Source organism: Algibacter ulvanivorans (assembly GCF_048381495.1).
Classification (GTDB): domain Bacteria; phylum Bacteroidota; class Bacteroidia; order Flavobacteriales; family Flavobacteriaceae; genus Algibacter_B; species Algibacter_B ulvanivorans.
This window is the reverse complement of the sequence record NZ_JBLWGD010000054.1, coordinates 1-310: the sequence shown is the minus strand read 5'-3', so window position 1 is coordinate 310 and position 310 is coordinate 1. Positions and strand designations below refer to the sequence as shown.

General features: G+C 45.2%; 1 protein-coding gene. It reads right to left on the bottom strand.

Annotated features, from left to right (window positions below; genetic code table 11):
* Positions 1-100: 100 nt before the first annotated feature.
* A partial coding sequence (locus ACNG5D_RS15955; protein WP_418184522.1) for a hypothetical protein occupies positions 101-310 on the bottom strand: 210 nt, incomplete at its 5' end.

Below are 310 nucleotides of genomic sequence, written 5' to 3'. Positions count from 1 at the left end.
CTGGTGCAGCACAGTTTACAAAAGTCGGATTGATATTATCGGTTACAGCCACAGATTGCGTACAAGTGGCCGAGTTTCCAGCTCGATCGTCGCCGGACCATTAGACAGTTGTTTCTCCTAAAGGGAACACGGCAGGTGCATCATTAGATATGGATGTTGTGTTACAGTTATCATCCACAGTAGGCGTTCCAAGATTGACATTAGCGGCATCTGTAGAACAGCCATTAGCGTCAACATTTACAGATACCGGTGCAGCACAGTTTACAAAAGTCGGATTGATATTATCGGTTACAGTCACAGTTTGCGTACA